Source organism: Cupriavidus sp. GW823-FHT07B10 (assembly GCF_058794355.1).
The window spans coordinates 35,536-51,822 of the sequence record NZ_JBXAGS010000025.1; the positions used below are offsets into that span (position 1 = coordinate 35,536).

A 16,287-nucleotide genomic window follows, 5' to 3' on the forward strand; every position below is an offset into this window, starting at 1 on the left:
AATATTTAGACATCATCTAGATGGCGGTGTGATCCTGGGCAAAGGTGCCCGGCGCAGCCGGCAGGAGGCGACAGATGCGAGTGCTTTGTATTGGTGGTGGCCCGGCAGGCCTGTACTTCGGGCTGCTGATGAAGCTGCAGGATCCGGCCAACGAGGTCATCGTGGTCGAGCGCAACCGGCCCTACGACACCTTCGGCTGGGGCGTGGTGTTCTCTGACGCCACCATGGACAACCTGAAGCAAGCCGACCCGGTCAGCGCGGCCGAGATCAACGCGGCCTTCAACCACTGGGACGATATCGACATCCATATCGGCGGGCGCACCATCCGCTCCGGCGGCCATGGCTTTATCGGCATCGGCCGCAAGCGCCTGCTCAATATCCTGCAGGCACGCTGCGAGGCGCTGGGCGTGAAGCTGGTGTTCGAGACCGATGTGTCCGACGACCAGGCGCTGGCGATGCAATACCAGGCCGACCTGGTGATCGCCTCGGACGGCCTGAACAGCCGCATCCGCACCCGCTACGCCGACACCTTCCAGCCTGACATCGACACGCGCCAGTGCCGCTTTGTCTGGATGGGCACGCACAAGCTGTTCGACGCCTTCACCTTTGCCTTCGAGAAGACCGAGCACGGCTGGTTCCAGGCGCACGCCTACCGCTTTGACGACACCACCTCGACCTTTATCGTCGAGGCCCCGGAGTCGGTCTGGCGCGCCGCGGGCATCGAGCAGATGAGCCAGGAAGAGGGCGTGGCCTACTGCGAGCGCCTGTTCGCGCGCTACCTCGACGGCAACAAGCTGATCACCAATGCGGCGCACCTGCGCGGCTCGGCGATCTGGATCCGCTTCCCGCGCGTGATCTGCCGCCAATGGGTGCATTGGAACACCTTGCCCGACGGCCGCCGCGTGCCGGTGGTGCTGATGGGCGATGCCGCGCACACCGCGCACTTCTCGATCGGTTCGGGAACCAAGCTGGCGTTGGAAGATGCGATTGACCTGGCCGAGGAAATCCGTGGCAGGGGTCATGACGGCCTGCCCGATGCACTGTCGCGCTACGAAGCCACGCGCGGCGTGGAAGTGCTGAAGATCCAGAACGCGGCGCGCAACTCGACCGAATGGTTCGAGAACGTCGAGCGTTACGCGGGCAGCCTGCCGCCGGAGCAGTTCGCCTATTCCCTGCTGACCCGCTCGCAGCGCATCTCGCATGAGAACCTGCGCGTGCGCGACGCGGACTACGTGGCGCAGTTCGAGCACTGGCTGGCGCGGCAGGCCGGCGTGCAACCGGAAAGCCTGCAACTGCGTGAGCACCAGCCGCTGCCGCCGATGTTCACGCCGTTCCGCGTGCGCGGCGTCACGCTGAAGAATCGCGTGGTGGTGTCGCCGATGGCGATGTACTCATGCACCGACGGCGTGCCCGGCGACTTCCACCTGGTCCACCTGGGTTCGCGCGCGCTGGGCGGCGCCGGCATGGTGGTGGCGGAGATGACCTGCGTGTCGCCCGATGCGCGCATCACGCCGGGATGCCCGGGTTTGTGGAACGACGCGCAGCGCGACGCCTGGCGCCGCATCGTCGACTTCGTGCATGCCAACAGCGATGCGCGCATCGCCATGCAGATCGGCCACTCGGGCCGCAAGGGTTCGACCCAGCTCGGCTGGGAGGCAATGGACCATCCGCTGTCGGAAGGCAACTGGCCGGTGATCTCGGCCTCGCCGCTGCCCTACCTGCCGGGCGAGTCGCAGACCCCGCGCGAGATGACGCGCGCAGACATGGACCGTGTGCGCGATGACTTCGTCGCCAGCGCGCGCCGCGCCGCCGAGGCCGGCTTCGACTGGCTGGAACTGCATTGCGCGCATGGCTACCTGCTGTCGAGCTTTATCTCGCCGCTGACCAATACGCGGGAAGATGAATACGGCGGTTCGCTGGCCGCACGGCTGCGCTACCCGCTGGAGGTGTTTGCCGCGGTGCGTGAAGTGTGGCCGGAACACAAGCCGATGTCGGTGCGCATCTCGGCGCACGACTGGGTCGAAGGCGGCATCACCCCCGACGATGCGATCGAGATCGCACGCGCCTTCAAGGCCGCCGGTGCCGACATGATCGACTGCTCGTCGGGCCAGGTCAGCCCGGACCAGGCTCCGGTCTACGGCCGCATGTACCAGACCCCGTTTGCCGACCGCATCCGCAACGAGGCCGGCATCGCCACCATTGCCGTGGGCGCGATCTTCGAGGCCGACCATGTCGACTCGATCATCGCCGCGGGCCGTGCCGACCTGTGCGCGATCGCGCGGCCGCACCTGGCCAACCCGGCCTGGACGCTGCAGGAAGCGGCGCGCATCGGCTACCGCGATATCACCTGGCCCAAGCAGTACCAGGCCGGCAAGCGGCAACTTGAAACCAACCTGGAACGCGCCGCGGCGCAGGAGAAGCAGGGATGACGGGCAGCACGGGTTCATTGTCAGGGCGCCACGCGCTGGTCACCGGCGGCGGGCGCGGCATCGGCGCGGCAATCGCGCGCCGGCTGCTGGCCGACGGCGCCAGCGTGACGCTGCTGGGCCGCGATGCCGGCGCGTTGCAGGCGACTGTACAAGCGCTGCGTGAGGTCGCCCCCGCAGGCGCCGTAGTCTCCTTTGTCACGGCCGATATTGCCGATGCCGACAGCGTGGCACGCGCCTTCGCCGCCGCCGCGGAACAGTCCGGCCCGGTGTCGATGCTGATCAACAATGCCGGCCAGGCGCACAGCGCACCGTTCCTGAAGACCGATGCCGCGCTGTGGCAGCGCATGCTGGACGTGAACCTGACCGGCACCTTCCTGTGCACGCAGGCGGCGCTGCCGGCGATGCTCGACGCGGGCTGGGGCCGTATCGTCAATGTGGCGAGCACGGCCGGCCTGATCGGCTATGGCTATGTCAGTGCCTATTGCGCGGCCAAGCATGGGGTGATCGGCCTGACGCGCGCGCTGGCGCTGGAAACCGCGGCCAAGGGCGTGACCGTCAACGCGGTCTGCCCGGGCTATACCGAAACCGACATCGTGCGCGACGCGGTGGCCAATATCGTCGGCAAGACCGGCCGCACTGAAGCCGAGGCCCGCGCTGAACTGGCCGCGCGCAATCCGCAGCGCCGCCTGGTGCAGCCCGAGGAAGTGGCCGACGCCGTGGCCTGGCTGTGCCAGCCGTCCGCCGCGGCGATCACCGGCCAGGCAATCCCGGTGGCCGGCGGCGAGGTGATGGCCGGCTGACAACGACAGAACAAGGACCTGAGAGAGAACCCATGACAGAGATCGCACTCGACATGCGCCACCACAAGCGCAGCTTTGCCGGCTACCAGCCGGAGCACTTCCTGTGGTCGGTGTCCGGCGACGGCAAGGTCGGCACCGTGACGCTGAACCGGCCGGAGCGCAAGAACCCGCTGACTTTCGATTCCTACGCCGAGCTGCGCGATCTGTTCCGCGGCCTGTGCTATGCCAGCGACATCAAGGCGGTGGTGGTGACGGGCGCGGGCGGCAACTACTGCTCGGGCGGCGACGTGCACGAGATCATTGGGCCTCTCACGCGCATGACCATGCCTGAGCTGCTCGACTTCACGCGCATGACCGGCGACCTGGTCAAGGCCATGCGCGCCTGCCCGCAGCCGGTGGTGAGCGCGGTCGACGGCATCTGCGCCGGCGCCGGCGCGATGATGGCGCTGGCCTCCGACATGCGCCTGGGGACGGCGCAGGCCAAGACCGCGTTCCTGTTCACGCGCGTCGGCCTGGCCGGCGCAGACATGGGCGCGTGCACGCTGCTGCCGCGCGTGATCGGGCAGGGGCGTGCCAGCGAGCTGCTCTACACCGGCCGCTCGATGAGCGCGGAAGAGGGCCTGCAGTGGGGCTTCTTCAATGCGCTGCATCCGTCCGAATCGGTGCTGGCCCAGGCGCAGACGCTGGCCGCGCAACTGGCCGCCGGCCCGACCTTTGCGCATGGTGTGACCAAGAAGCTGCTGCACCAGGAATGGAACATGGGGCTGGACGAGGCCATCGAGGCCGAGGCCGAAGCCCAGGCCATCTGCATGCAGACGCGCGACTTCCGCCGCGCCTACGAGGCCTTCGTCGCCAAGACCAAGCCGGTGTTCGAAGGGGACTGAAGCGCCATGTCCGACAAGACCTATCTCGACCTGCCGCTGTTCGACGACGCGCACCGCACACTGGAGCGCGAACTGGACGCCTGGTGCGCGCAACACCTCCATGTCGACCACAGCGATACCGACGCCGCCTGCCGCGCGCTGGTGCGCCAGCTGGGCGAGGCCGGCTGGCTGCGCTACTGCGTGCCGGCCGCGCACGGCGGCGCGCTGCCGGCGCTGGATTCGCGCTCGCTGTGCCTGCTGCGCGAGACCCTGGCGCGCCATGACGGCCTGGCCGATTTTGCCTTTGCCATGCAGGGGCTGGGCTCGGGCGCGATCTCGCTGGCCGGCAGCGATGCGCTGCGTGCGCATTACCTGCCGCGCGTGGCCCGCGGCGAGGCGATTGCCGCGTTTGCGCTGTCCGAGCCAGAGGCCGGTTCCGATGTGGCCGCCATGCAGTGCAGCGCACGGCTGTCGGACGACGGCAGCCACTATGTGATCGATGGCGCCAAGACCTGGATTTCCAACGGCGGCATTGCCGACTTCTACTGCGTGTTCGTGCGCACCGGCGAGGCGCCGGGCGCGCGCGGCATCTCCGCCTTTGTGGTGGACGCCGATACGCCGGGCCTGACCATCGCCGAGCGCATCGACGTGATGGCGCCGCACCCGCTCGCCACGCTGCGTTTCGACGACTGCCGCGTGCCCGTGGGCAACCGGCTGGGCGAGGCGGGGCAGGGCTTCAAGGTGGCGATGATGACGCTCGACATCTTCCGTGCCTCGGTCGCGGCGGCTGCGCTGGGCTTTGGCCGCGCCGCGCTTGACGATGCTCTGGCGCGCGCCTGCGCGCGCCCGATGTTCGGCGGCGTGCTGGCCGACCTGCAGCTGACCCAGGCCGCCATCGGCGACATGGCCACCGCGATCGACGCCGCGGCGCTGCTGACCTACCGCGCGGCCTGGCTGCGCGATGTCAAGGGCCAGCGCACCACGCGCGAGGCGGCCATGGCCAAGATGGTGGCGACCGAGAACGCACAGCAGGTGATCGACCGTGCGGTGCAGATGTTCGGCGGCCTGGGCGTCAAGGTCGGCACGCGGGTGGAAAGCCTGTACCGCGAGATCCGCTCGCTGCGCATCTATGAAGGCGCCACCGAAGTGCAGAAGCTGATCATTGCGCGCGAGACGCTGGCCGGGCGCAAAGCCTGACGCCCCCGCGTGCCACCCACGAACTGCCGTACCGATACAGAGCAGACAGGAGACAAGCCATGGCGACCACAGCCCACCTCGATACCTTCGCGCGCGACCGCCTGCCGCCGCCCGATATGTGGCCGGTGTTCCGCTTCAATGACGATACCGACTACCCTGAGCGGATGAATGCCGCGGTGGAGCTGGTAGACCGCCACGTGCGCGAAGGCCGCGGCGAGCGCATCGCCATCCGCCATCGCCGCGACGGCCAGATCGAGACGGTCACGTATGCGCAGCTGGCGGCGCTGGTGAACCGCATCGCCCATGTGCTGGTCGAGGACATGCAGCTGGTGCCCGGCAATCGCGTGCTGCTGCGCGGGCCCAACAACCTGATGATGGCCGCCAGCTGGCTGGCCACGCTCAAGGCGGGCCTGGTCGCGGTGCCGACCATGCCGCTGCTGCGCGCCAAGGAACTGAAGCAGATCATCGACAAGGCCCAGGTCGGCGCCGCGCTGTGCGATGCGCGGCTGCGCGAGGAACTCGATGCCAACCAGCAGGCGGGCGGCGAATTCCACTGCCCGAGCCTGGCGCGCACGCTGTACTTCAACGGTGAAGGCGAGGGTTCGCTGGAGGCGGCGATGGCGGGCAAGCCGGATGCCTTCGAGGCCTGCGACACCGCCAGCGACGACGTCTGCCTGATCGCCTTTACCAGCGGCACCACCGGCCAGCCCAAGGGCACCATGCACTTCCATCGCGACGTGCTGGCCATGTGCGACCTGTTCCCGCGCCACGTGCTGCGCCCGCAGCCCGACGACGTGTTCTGCGGCACACCGCCGATCGCGTTCACCTTCGGGCTGGGCGGCATGCTGTGTTTCCCGCTGCGCATCGGCGCCAGCGCCGTGCTGGCCGAGAAGCTGACGCCAGAGACGCTGCTCGGGCTGATCCAGGATTTCCGCGCCACCATCGTCTTTACCGCCCCGACCTTCTACCGGCAGATGGCAGCGCTGGCGCCGCGCTACGACCTGTCCAGCCTGAAGAAGAGCGTGTCGGCCGGCGAAGCCCTGCCGGACGCCACGCGCCAGAGCTGGAAGGCGGCCACCGGCATCGAGATGACCGACGGCATCGGCGGCACGGAGATGATGCATATCTTTATCTCCAGCGCCGGCGCCGAGGTCAGGCCGGGCGCGATCGGGCGCGTGGTGCCGGGCTATGTCGCGCAGATCGTCGACGAGAACATGCAGCCCCTGCCGCCGGGGCAGGTCGGCAAGCTCGCGGTGCAGGGGCCAACCGGCTGCCGCTACCTGGACGATCCGCGCCAGTCCAACTATGTGAAGGCGGGCTGGAACCTGCCGGGTGATACCTTTTTCGTTGACGAGGACGGCTACTACTTCTACCAGGCGCGTTCGGACGACATGATCATCTCGGCCGGCTACAACATCGCCGGGCCGGAGGTGGAAAGCGCACTGATGCAGCACGAGGCAGTGGCCGAATGCGGTGTGGTCGGCGCGCCCGACGACGGGCGCGGCCAGGTGGTGATGGCCTATGTGGTGCTGCGCGAGGGCGTGGCGGCGGACGACGCTACCCGCACCGCGCTGCAGGACTACGTGAAGCGCCAGATCGCGCCCTACAAGTATCCGCGCCGTATTGTGTTCGTGCCGGCGCTGCCGCGCACCGAGACCGGCAAGCTGCAGCGCTTCCGGCTGCGGCAGATGGCGGAGCAGGGCAATGGCGGCGGCAATGGCGGCGTCAACCAGGCGGGGAAGCCATGAGCCCCGTGTTCCGCAGCACCGTCCTGGTGCGCTTCAAGCACTGCGACGCCGCGGGCATCGTGTTCTACCCGCGCTATTTCGAGATGCTCAACGACCTGATCGAAGACTGGTTCAGCGAGGCGCTGGGCTGGCCCTTCGACGCCATGCATGGCGAGGGCCGAACTGGCGTGCCGACCGCCGAGCTGGAGTGCCGCTTCCTGGCTCCGAGCCGGCTGGGCGAGGTGCTGACGCGGGAACTGCGCGTGCTGAAGCTGGGCCAGTCCAGCTTTACCCTCGCGATCCGCTTCGCCGGCCCGCATGACGATACCCGCATGGAAGTGACGCAGCGGCTGGTCTGCGTCGATACCGGCTCGATTGCTCCGCAGCCGCTGCCCGATGCCGTGCGCGAGGCCATGTCGGCCTACCTGGTCGCGACGGCCTGAATCCCCGAATTCCATTCACTCATACAGATAATCAACAGGAAAACGCATCATGAACATCCTGCAGCCGCCCGACTGGGCGCCTCCGCGTGGCTACGCCAATGGCACCATGACCGAAATGCAGGTCGGCAGCCGCCTCCTCTTTGTCAGCGGCCAGATCGGCTGGACCGGCAAATGTGAATTCGAGACCGACGACTTCGGCCTGCAGGTGGCGCAGGCGCTGCGCAACGTGGTTGCCGTGCTGGCGGCCGGAGACGCGCTGCCCGAGCATATCGTGCGCATGACCTGGTATGTGAAGGACAAGGCGGAATATGTCGGCGCCTATGGGGCGATCGGCCAGCATTACCGGGCCATCATCGGCCGCCACTTCCCGGCGATGACGGCGGTCGAGGTTGCGGACCTGGTGGAGCCGCGCGCCAAGGTGGAAATCGAGGTCACGGCGGTCGTGCCGCCGCGGGCGTAACGTAGCAGGCACAGGGCAGGACGGTGGCCGGCGGCGTGGCGCCGCCGCTGCCTGCCGCGTGCAAGTCCTTGAAAACTTGAGAAATTGGGTGGCGCGGGATATAATTCGAAAGTTTCGCTTTCAGAACCCTTCACCCTAGCGCCTACCGCTTTCCACCTTCCGCCGCCCCCAGCCGCGCCGCCTTTGCTGTCCGCATTCAATGTGACGCAAGGAGCATGTCGCAACCGGATCCGACCGCATCGGCGCAATGCCGCTGCCGCCGTCACGGATCCAGCCTGGGAGGCACGAGGCGTCGATTGGTCGGTCACGGGGTGAGTCCAGCAGGAGCCTACCCGTGTTACCGTCTTTTCCGTCCGCCATTCTCGCGCTTGCAGACGGCACGGTCTTTCGTGGCTATTCCATTGGCGCTTCCGGCCATACCATCGGTGAAGTGGTGTTCAACACCGCCATCACCGGTTACCAGGAAATCCTCACCGACCCGAGTTACTCCCGGCAGATCGTCACGCTGACGTATCCGCATATCGGTAACTACGGGGTCAATCCTGAGGATGTCGAAGCCACGAAAGTCCATGCCGCCGGCCTGATCATCAAGGATCTGCCGATCCTGGCCTCGAACTTCCGCAAGGAGCACACCCTTGCCCACTACCTGAAGCAGGAAAAGGTGGTGGCCATCGCCGGCATCGATACGCGCAAGCTGACGCGTATCCTGCGTGAAAAGGGTGCCCAGAACGGCTGCATCCTGGCCGGCGAAGACAATGTCCAGAAGGCCATCGACCTGGCCCGCTCGTTCCCCGGCCTGGCCGGCATGGACCTGGCCAAGGTAGTCTCGGTCAAGGAACCGTACGAGTGGACCCAGTCCGAATGGAAGCTGGGCGAAGGCTACGGCAAGCAGGACCAGCCGCAATTCCACGTGGTCGCCTATGACTACGGCGTCAAGTACAACATCCTGCGCATGCTGGCCGAGCGCGGCTGCAAGGTCACGGTGCTGCCCGCGCAGGCGAGCGCCGCCGACGCGCTGGCGCTGAATCCGGACGGCGTGTTCCTGTCCAACGGCCCCGGTGACCCCGAGCCGTGCGACTATGCCATCGCCGCCACGCGCGAGTTCATCGAGCGCGGCATCCCGACCTTCGGCATCTGCCTGGGCCACCAGATCATGGCGCTGGCAGTAGGCGCCAAGACCCTGAAGATGAAGTTCGGCCACCATGGCGCCAACCACCCGGTCAAGGACCTGGACGATGGCCGCGTGGTGATCACGTCGCAGAACCACGGCTTCGCGGTCGATGCGGACACGCTGCCGTCGAATGTGCGCGTGACGCACAAGTCGCTGTTCGACGGTTCGCTGCAGGGTTTCGCGCTGACCGACAAGCCGGCCTTCTGCTTCCAGGGCCATCCGGAGGCGTCGCCCGGTCCGAACGACGTGGCTTACCTGTTCGACCGCTTCATCAAGCTGATGACGGACGCGCGCAAGTAAGCGGGCAAGAAGAACAGCGCAGACCTCAGGGACATCCCATGAACGCCTTCATGCATACCGCTTTCGGCATCACCGATTTCTGGACCTATGTGCTGGGCACGATCTTTATCGTGCTGCTGCCGGGGCCGAACTCGATGTACGTGCTGTCGGTGGCGGCGCAGCGCGGCGTGCGCGCCGGCTACAAGGGCGCGTGCGGGGTGTTCCTGGGCGACTTCGTGCTGATGGTGCTGTCGGCGGCGGGCGTGGCCTCGCTGCTCAAGGCCAGCCCGGCGCTGTTCTACGTGGTGAAGTACGTCGGCGCGGCCTACCTGGCGTGGATTGGTTTCAGCATGCTGCGCGGCGCGCTGCGCAACTGGGCCGCACGCGGCGATGCCGCCGCCACCGCGCCGGTTAGCAAGGCCGACCAGTCCGACCCGTTCCGCAAGGCGTTGCTGATCAGCCTGCTGAACCCGAAGGCGATCCTGTTCTTCATCTCGTTCTTCATCCAGTTTGTCGACCCGGCCTTCGCTTACCCGGTGCTGTCGTTCTCCGTGCTGGGCCTGGTCGCCCAGTTCTGCAGCTTTGCCTACCTGACCACGATCATCTTCGTGGGCGCGAAGCTGGCCGACGCATTCCGGCGCCGCCGGCGCCTGTCGGCGGGCATGTCGAGCGGGGTGGGCGCGATGTTCATCGGCTTCGGCGCCAAGCTGGCGACGGCCACGATGAACTGAGCAAGACGATATTTTTGAATCCTGACGGATTCCCTGATTACCGGCGCGGTCCGCAGGCAAGGCGGGCCGGCCCATAAAGAGAGCGTGCAATGCCAAAACGCACAGACATCAAGAGCATCCTGATTATCGGCGCGGGCCCCATCATCATCGGCCAGGCGTGCGAGTTCGACTACTCCGGCGCCCAGGCCTGCAAGGCGCTGCGCGAGGAAGGCTTCAAGGTCATCCTGGTCAATTCGAACCCGGCGACCATCATGACCGACCCCAACACGGCCGATGTGACCTACATCGAGCCGATCACCTGGGAAGTGGTCGAGCGCATCATCGAGAAGGAGCGCCCGGACGCGATCCTGCCGACCATGGGCGGCCAGACCGCGCTGAACTGCGCGCTGGACCTGCACCGTCACGGCGTGCTGGACAAGTACAAGGTCGAGCTGATCGGCGCCTCGCCGGAAGCCATCGACAAGGCCGAGGACCGCCAGAAGTTCAAGGACGCCATGACCAAGATCGGTCTGGGTTCGGCCAAGTCGGGCATCGCCCACTCGATGGACGAAGCCATGGCCGTGCAGTCGCGCATTGCCCAGGAAACCGGTACCGGCGGCTACCCGATCGTGATCCGCCCGTCGTTCACGCTGGGCGGCAGCGGCGGCGGCATCGCCTACAACCGCGAAGAATTCGAAGAGATCTGCAAGCGCGGCCTGGACCTGTCGCCGACGCGCGAGCTGCTGATCGAAGAATCGCTGCTGGGCTGGAAAGAGTATGAGATGGAAGTCGTCCGCGACAAGAAGGACAACTGCATCATCATCTGCTCGATCGAGAACCTGGACCCGATGGGCATCCACACCGGCGACTCGATCACCGTCGCTCCGGCGCAGACCCTGACCGACAAGGAATACCAGATCCTGCGCAACGCGTCGCTGGCCGTGCTGCGCGAGATCGGTGTCGACACCGGCGGCTCCAACGTGCAGTTCTCGATCAACCCGAAGGACGGTCGCATGATCGTCATCGAGATGAACCCGCGGGTGTCGCGTTCGTCGGCGCTGGCCTCCAAGGCCACCGGCTTCCCGATCGCCAAGGTCGCGGCCAAGCTGGCCGTGGGCTACACGCTGGACGAGCTGAAGAACGAGATCACCGGCGGCGCGACCCCGGCCTCGTTCGAGCCGTCGATCGACTACGTGGTCACCAAGGTGCCGCGTTTCGCGTTTGAGAAATTCCCGCAGGCCGACAGCCACCTGACCACCCAGATGAAGTCGGTGGGCGAGGTGATGGCGATGGGCCGCACCTTCCAGGAATCGTTCCAGAAGGCCCTGCGCGGCCTGGAAGTGGGCGTCGACGGCCTGGACGAAAAGTCGACGGACCGTGACGAGGTCGTCGAGGAAATCGGCGAAGCCGGCCCCGACCGCATCTGGTACGTGGGCGACGCCTTCCGCCTGGGCATGTCGCTGGAAGAGGTCTATGCCGAGACCGACATCGACCCGTGGTTCCTGGCCCAGATCGAAGACATCATCAAGACCGAAGGCCTGGTCAAGGCGCGCACGCTGGAAAGCCTGTCGACCGCCGAGCTGCGCTTCCTGAAGCAGAAGGGCTTCTCCGACCGCCGCCTGGCCAAGCTGCTGAAGACCGACGCCAAGGCCGTGCGCGAAGCGCGCATCGCCCAGAACGTGCGCCCGGTCTACAAGCGCGTGGACACCTGCGCGGCCGAGTTCGCCACCAACACCGCCTACATGTACTCGACCTACGAGGCCGAGCATGGCGAGTGCGAGGCGCAGCCGACCGACAAGAAGAAGATCATGGTGCTGGGCGGCGGCCCGAACCGGATCGGCCAGGGCATCGAGTTCGACTACTGCTGCGTGCACGCCGCGCTGGCGCTGCGCGAAGACGGGTACGAGACCATCATGGTCAACTGCAACCCGGAAACCGTGTCGACCGACTATGACACCTCGGACCGCCTGTACTTCGAGCCGCTGACGCTGGAAGACGTGCTGGAGATCGTCGCGCTCGAGAAGCCGGTCGGCGTGATCGTGCAGTACGGCGGCCAGACCCCGCTGAAGCTGGCGCTGGACCTGGAAGCCAACGGCGTGCCCATCATCGGCACCAGCCCCGACATGATCGACGCGGCCGAGGACCGCGAGCGCTTCCAGAAGCTGCTGCAGGAACTGGGCCTGCGCCAGCCGCCCAACCGCACCGCGCGTGCCGAGGACGAAGCGCTGCGCCTGGCCGAAGAAATCGGCTACCCGCTGGTGGTGCGCCCGTCGTACGTGCTGGGCGGCCGCGCCATGGAAATCGTGCATGAGCCGCGCGACCTCGAGCGCTACATGCGCGAGGCCGTCAAGGTCTCGAACGATTCCCCGGTGCTGCTGGACCGCTTCCTGAACGACGCCATCGAGTGCGACGTCGATGCCATCTCCGACGGCAAGCGCGTCTTCATCGGCGGCGTGATGGAGCACATCGAGCAGGCTGGCGTGCACTCGGGCGACTCCGCGTGCTCGCTGCCGCCGTACTCGCTGTCGGCCGAGACCGTGGCTGAACTGAAGCGCCAGACCGCCGCGATGGCCAAGGCGCTGAACGTGATCGGCCTGATGAACGTGCAGTTCGCGATCCAGCAGAACGACGGCGTCGATACCGTCTACGTGCTGGAAGTGAACCCGCGCGCCTCTCGCACCGTGCCGTACGTGTCCAAGGCCACCGGCTTGCAGTTGGCCAAGATCGCCGCGCGCTGCATGGCGGGCCAGTCGCTGGACGAGCAGGGTATCGGCGAAGAAGTCATCCCGCCGTACTACAGCGTCAAGGAAGCGGTGTTCCCATTCAACAAGTTCCCGGGCGTCGATCCGGTCCTCGGACCTGAAATGCGCTCGACCGGCGAAGTGATGGGCGTGGGCAAGGCCTTCGGCGAGGCGCTGTTCAAGAGCCAGCTGGCCGCGGGTTCGCGCCTGCCGGAGAAGGGCACCGTGCTGATCACCGTGAAGGACAGCGACAAGCCGCGCGCCGTTGGCGTGGCACGCATGCTGCACGACATGGGCTACCCGATCGTTGCCACCCGCGGCACCGCGTCGGCCATCGAGGCCGCCGGCATCCCGGTCAAGACCGTCAACAAGGTCAAGGACGGCCGTCCGCATATCGTGGACATGATCAAGAACGGCGAACTGGCGCTGGTGTTCACCACCGTGGACGAAACCCGCACCGCGATTGCCGATTCGCGCTCGATCCGGACCTCGGCGCTGGCCCACCGCATTCCTTACTACACCACCATCGCCGGCGCCCGCGCCGCGGTGGAGGGCCTGAAGCACATGCAGAGCCTGGAGGTCTACGACCTGCAGAGCCTGCACGCCTCGCTGGCCTGAAGCCCCGCAGGTAAGGCAAGCGGCACATCGCCACTGGCCGGGCGCATTGCGCCCGGTCAAGGCCAGGAAGCCCGCCGGAGTTGCTGCCGGCGGGCTTCCTGGCCTAAACTACGTCAAATTCGCCGATCGATGCGGCGTGCCCGCATTCGGTCCTGTCTGAAAGCCGCGGTTGAGCGGAAGTGCCCTGGCAGCATTGGCCAGGGATGGCTCCAGCTCCGCTGCGGCTCATTTTTTTGTTGAACGAAGACATGAGCACCATTCCGATTACCAAGCGTGGCGCAGAGCTCCTGAAGGAGGAGCTGCAGCGCCTGAAGGCTGTCGAGCGTCCGGCGGTGATCAATGCGATCTCGGAAGCCCGCGCACAGGGCGACCTGTCTGAAAACGCCGAATACGACGCCGCCAAGGAAAAGCAAGCCTTTATCGAAGGCCGCATCCTGGAAGTGGAGGCCAAGCTGTCGGCCGCGCAGATCATCGACCCGACCCAGCTGGACACCGACGGCCGCATCGTCTTTGGCGCGACTGTGGACCTGGAAGACCTGGAGTCCGGCAGTCCCGTCAGCTACCAGATCGTGGGCGATGACGAAGCCGACATCGACGTCGGCAAGATCTCAGTCAGCTCGCCCATCGCGCGTGCGCTGATCGGCAAGTTCGAAGGCGACGTCGCAACCGTGCTGGCCCCTGGTGGCGAGCGCGAGTACGAAGTCATTACCGTACGCTATATCTGACGCCGGCCCGGCCGGCAGGCTTGCACCTGGCCCGGCCCCCCGGAAAGACCGGCACGTGTTCTCCAATTCCTATAACAATCTGCCGCCGCTGCCGCACCGCATCTTCCTGCTGCTGACGGTGGTGTGGGCGGGCAGCCTCTGGACCGTCGGCTACATGGTGGCGCCGACCTTGTTTTCGGTGCTGCCCAGCCGCGAGATGGCGGGCATGATCGCCGGGCACCTGTTCCATACCGAGGCCATCGTCGGGGTCACCATCGGCGTGCTGCAGCTGGTGCTGTGCAACGTGATGATCCGGCGCGGTGCGCACCGCTATCGCGGCCTGCGCTGGCTGGTGCTGGGCATGTTGTGCTGCGTGCTGGCGGGCTACTTCGGCACCCAGCCGTTCATGGCCGGCCTGAAGGAAAAGGCGCTGGCGCTGGGCGTCGGCGTTTCGGAATCGCCTTACAAGGCGCAGTTCGGCATGCTGCACGGCGTGTCGAGCGCCTTCTACCTGCTGCAAAGCCTGCTGGCGCTGGTGCTGGTGTGGCGCGCTTCGGCGCCGCGTTCGGCCGGGGAATGAGGCCGGCCGCCGGCACCGCCACGGGCGTGGCGTGCCGGCATCGGGCGTCGCCTGGCAGCGACCCCGCCATGCTTCAGCTGATCGTGCTCAGCCCAGCGCCTTCTTCTTCTGGCTGGTCGGGCGTGCGCGCGAACGCTTCACATTGCCGCCGGCGGTGACGCGCTCGTTGCCAAGCACCGTGACTTCCTTGCGGGTCGGACGGCGGTTCGGCGCGGCGCTGGGCTTCTTGACCGTCACCGTGCGCGGGGCCGCGCCGCCACGGCGGGCGGGGGTGTGGCGGCCCAGGTCTTCGGCCTGGTTTTCCTTCAGGCGCGCTTCGCCCGGACGCCAGACCACCAGCAGCTTGCCGATATGCTGGATCGGCGCGGCGCTGAGCTGGTCGCAGATTTCCTCGTAGATGGCGATGCGCGCATCGCGATCGTCGCCGAACACGCGGATCTTGATCAGGTCGTGGGCGGCCAGGCTGCGGTCGATCTCGGCCAGTACGGCACGGGTCAGGCCTTCGGCGCCGACCATCACGACCGGGTTCAGGGCATGGGCACGGGAGCGCAGGTCAGAGCGCTGGGCAGGGACTAGTTGTAGAGCAGGCATAAGTTGGCGCTGATTATTAGGCGCTTGAAATAGTGATAGAGCGCGTGAGCGCTGGAAATCGGGCGCTGCAGCCCGCGCCGGTCGTGACACGGCGGGTCGGGCAAGGACAGGCTGCCGACGGCCGCCCGGGGGCGGCAAGCCGGCAGCTGATAAGGCGAGCCGGCGGTCGGGATGCGGATTGGCGCGTATTATCCGTCAATCCGGCACTGTCGGGCAGCAAAATCATCAAAACAGTAGGAAAACCCTCGCGGGCGGCATTGACCGGCGGGCGGGGCAGGGAACAGGCTGGTAACTGGCATGGCAAAAAACAAGTTCAATCATTCGTGGCTGCACGACCACATCAACGATCCGTACGTGAAAATGGCCCAGCGCGAGGGCTATCGCGCCCGCGCGGCCTACAAGCTCAAGGAGATCGACGAGCAGGACAAGCTGATCCGCCCGGGGCAGGTGATCGTCGATCTGGGCGCGGCGCCGGGCAGCTGGAGCCAGTACGCCCGCAACAAGCTGGCGGACTCGCCCCGGGCCAAGGACGGCAGGATCGATGGCGCCGTGGTCGCGATCGACCTGCTGCCGATGGAACCGGTCGCCGACGTCACTTTCATCCAGGGTGACTTTCGCGAGGAATCAGTCTTCCGCGAACTGGAAAGTGTGGTGCTGGACGCCTCCGGCGGTAACAAGATTGACCTTGTTTTGTCGGACATGGCCCCCAATTTGTCCGGTGTGGCCTTCGCCGATGCAGCACGGATCGAGTACCTGTGCGACCTGGCGCTGGAATTTGCGCAGGCCCACCTTAAGCCGGAGGGGGCATTGCTGGTAAAGTGCTTCCACGGGAGCGGCTACAGCCAGATCGTGGAGAAGTTCAAACGGCATTTCAAAGTGGTTGCGAAACGCAAGCCCAAGGCGTCTCGCGACAAGTCTTCCGAAACCTTTATCCTTGGGCGCTACCTCAAGGCAGTGGATTGACCGGTCTCGAT

The 16,287-nt window shown here is 66.5% G+C and carries 14 protein-coding genes; 13 read left to right on the forward strand and 1 reads right to left on the reverse strand.

Features of this window, described 5'->3' with window-relative positions; genetic code table 11:
* The first annotated feature begins 74 nt into the window (after window positions 1-74).
* From AC1Q6V_RS31755 to AC1Q6V_RS31810, 12 genes are all read left to right on the forward strand, one after another.
* On the forward strand, window positions 75-2,429 hold the full coding sequence (locus AC1Q6V_RS31755; protein WP_010814329.1) for a bifunctional salicylyl-CoA 5-hydroxylase/oxidoreductase: 2,355 nt from the start codon (window positions 75-77) through the stop codon (window positions 2,427-2,429).
* Window positions 2,426-3,229: an SDR family NAD(P)-dependent oxidoreductase gene (locus AC1Q6V_RS31760; RefSeq protein WP_454751028.1), complete on the forward strand. Its 804-nt coding sequence runs from the start codon at window positions 2,426-2,428 to the stop codon at window positions 3,227-3,229. The genes AC1Q6V_RS31755 and AC1Q6V_RS31760 overlap by 4 nt, the downstream gene beginning before the upstream one ends.
* Before the next feature lie 32 nt (window positions 3,230-3,261).
* Complete coding sequence (locus tag AC1Q6V_RS31765) at window positions 3,262-4,113, forward strand: enoyl-CoA hydratase family protein (protein ID WP_010814327.1); 852 nt, start codon at window positions 3,262-3,264, stop codon at window positions 4,111-4,113.
* Between the two features lie 6 nt (window positions 4,114-4,119).
* Complete coding sequence (locus tag AC1Q6V_RS31770; RefSeq protein ID WP_058697207.1) at window positions 4,120-5,289, forward strand: acyl-CoA dehydrogenase family protein; 1,170 nt, start codon at window positions 4,120-4,122, stop codon at window positions 5,287-5,289.
* Window positions 5,290-5,348: 59 nt separating this feature from the next.
* Window positions 5,349-7,037, forward strand: a complete 1,689-nt coding sequence (locus tag AC1Q6V_RS31775; RefSeq protein WP_454751029.1) for an AMP-binding protein — start codon at window positions 5,349-5,351, stop codon at window positions 7,035-7,037.
* Complete coding sequence (locus AC1Q6V_RS31780; RefSeq protein WP_010814324.1) at window positions 7,034-7,459, forward strand: acyl-CoA thioesterase; 426 nt, start codon at window positions 7,034-7,036, stop codon at window positions 7,457-7,459. The genes AC1Q6V_RS31775 and AC1Q6V_RS31780 overlap by 4 nt, the downstream gene beginning before the upstream one ends.
* 49 nt (window positions 7,460-7,508) lie before the next feature.
* A complete protein-coding gene (locus tag AC1Q6V_RS31785) occupies window positions 7,509-7,919 on the forward strand; it encodes a RidA family protein (protein ID WP_010814323.1) in 411 nt (136 codons plus the stop codon).
* A gap of 334 nt (window positions 7,920-8,253) precedes the next feature.
* Window positions 8,254-9,390 carry a glutamine-hydrolyzing carbamoyl-phosphate synthase small subunit gene (gene carA / locus AC1Q6V_RS31790; RefSeq protein ID WP_010814322.1) on the forward strand — a complete coding sequence of 379 codons (1,137 nt, stop codon included), beginning with the start codon at window positions 8,254-8,256 and terminating at the stop codon, window positions 9,388-9,390.
* Between the two features lie 38 nt (window positions 9,391-9,428).
* The gene (gene leuE / locus AC1Q6V_RS31795; RefSeq protein ID WP_439670747.1) at window positions 9,429-10,100 is read left to right on the forward strand and encodes a leucine efflux protein LeuE; all 672 of its coding nucleotides are present in this window, start codon (window positions 9,429-9,431) and stop codon (window positions 10,098-10,100) included.
* A gap of 89 nt (window positions 10,101-10,189) precedes the next feature.
* Complete coding sequence (gene carB, locus AC1Q6V_RS31800; protein WP_010814320.1) at window positions 10,190-13,438, forward strand: carbamoyl-phosphate synthase large subunit; 3,249 nt, start codon at window positions 10,190-10,192, stop codon at window positions 13,436-13,438.
* Window positions 13,439-13,686: 248 nt separating this feature from the next.
* Entirely contained in the window at window positions 13,687-14,163 is a 477-nt protein-coding gene (gene greA / locus AC1Q6V_RS31805) for a transcription elongation factor GreA (RefSeq protein ID WP_010814319.1), read from the forward strand.
* 55 nt (window positions 14,164-14,218) lie between these two features.
* Entirely contained in the window at window positions 14,219-14,722 is a 504-nt protein-coding gene (locus AC1Q6V_RS31810) for a DUF4149 domain-containing protein (RefSeq protein ID WP_010814318.1), read from the forward strand.
* Between the two features lie 87 nt (window positions 14,723-14,809).
* On the opposite strand, the gene AC1Q6V_RS31815 is transcribed toward AC1Q6V_RS31810, so the two are convergent.
* Complete coding sequence (locus AC1Q6V_RS31815) at window positions 14,810-15,313, reverse strand: YhbY family RNA-binding protein (protein WP_010814317.1); 504 nt, start codon at window positions 15,311-15,313, stop codon at window positions 14,810-14,812.
* Between the two features lie 297 nt (window positions 15,314-15,610).
* Between AC1Q6V_RS31815 and AC1Q6V_RS31820 the strand changes: the two genes are divergently transcribed.
* Complete coding sequence (locus tag AC1Q6V_RS31820; protein ID WP_010814316.1) at window positions 15,611-16,276, forward strand: RlmE family RNA methyltransferase; 666 nt, start codon at window positions 15,611-15,613, stop codon at window positions 16,274-16,276.
* Window positions 16,277-16,287: the final 11 nt, after the last annotated feature.